Genomic DNA, 1,138 nt, shown 5'->3' with positions numbered 1-1,138 from the left:
CCATCTTCCCCACCAGCCCCGCCGCCTCGTTGCGCACCGCGAAGCCTCCACCCCGGACACCCACCGGATCCAACGGCGGGATGTGCATCGCCACCACGTGCACCGCGTCGCGCGCCTCCTCCAGCCAGCCGTCCAGCGCCTCCTCCACCATCGGATCCACCGTGCTGCTGCCGGAATCCACCAGGCTGAAGTGCACGCCATGGAAGGTGAAGTGCTGGCTGCCTCGGCCCACCAGCCGCTGGTACTCACGCGCGTCGTCCGTGAAGGTCTCGTGGTTGCCCAGCGTCGCGAACAGCGGGATGCGCGAGTCCGCCTCCAGCCGCTGCTGGAACTCCTCCAGTTGCTCGCGCGTCCCGTACTCCGTCAGGTCCCCCGCGAAGAAGATGAAGCGCAACGTGGGGTCCTGGTTCAGCTTCGCGTAGATGTCCCCCACCTTCGACAGCGCCTCCTGCACGTCCGCCAGCGCCGCGAACCGGAACGGCTCGCGCGTGTCCCAGTCCGGCGGCGCCACCGTCAGCCGCGCCGTCGTCCCCGGCCGCAGGGCCACGCGCCACGCCTTCACCGTCGGGTGCGCGTCCGGCATCGCCACCACCGTCAGTGGCGTGCCCGCTTCGTCCACGGCGTCCAGCACCGCGTCCGGCATCGCGTTGTGCACCATGAACAGCCAGTCCGTCCGCGCGTCCGCGCCCGCGGTGACTCGCGTGGTGAACACCGGCGCCTGACCCCACAGCTCCAGCGTCCCCGACGCCAGCGTCCGCACCGACGCGAGCCCACCCTCCACCTCCACCGTCAGCGCGTCCGCCTCAGCCTTCCCCACGCGCGTGTCCCGCACCGCGCGGTCCTCGCTGGGGCGCATGCAGCCCGTGGTCAGCAGCGCCGCCGTCAGACCCAGCGCGCCCAGTGCACGAAGTCCACCGCTCACGTGTCACCTCCCACCGCGTACACCAGCGACAGCCGCCCCATCAGCGCGCCACCCGCCTGCGCCTCCGCCGCCACGCCCCAGCGCTCCGTCACCAGCACGCGCCCCTTCAGACCGAACGACCCGATCATCCCGCCGCCACGGCCCCGCAGCCCTCCCACCAGCCCGTCCTTGCGGTGGTCGTAGAAGAGCACCGCCTCGCCCCTCAGCGGCCCGCCC

At 72.3% G+C, this 1,138-nt stretch carries 1 protein-coding gene and 1 pseudogene; both read right to left on the bottom strand.

Annotation, left to right across the window (positions count from 1 at the left end; all coding sequences use genetic code 11):
- On the bottom strand, positions 1-922 hold a 922-nt coding region (locus D7Y21_RS41220; protein WP_147469541.1), incomplete at its 3' end, for a metallophosphoesterase.
- A pseudogene (locus D7Y21_RS41215) lies at positions 919-1,138 on the bottom strand (hypothetical protein); the annotation flags it as partial. The gene D7Y21_RS41220 and the pseudogene D7Y21_RS41215, both read right to left, overlap by 4 nt.

Source organism: Corallococcus sp. AB045 (assembly GCF_003668895.1).
GTDB classification, from domain to species: Bacteria; Myxococcota; Myxococcia; order Myxococcales; family Myxococcaceae; genus Corallococcus; species Corallococcus coralloides.
The sequence above is the reverse complement of the archived record's forward strand: the minus strand, read 5'-3'. Positions and strand labels throughout refer to the sequence as shown.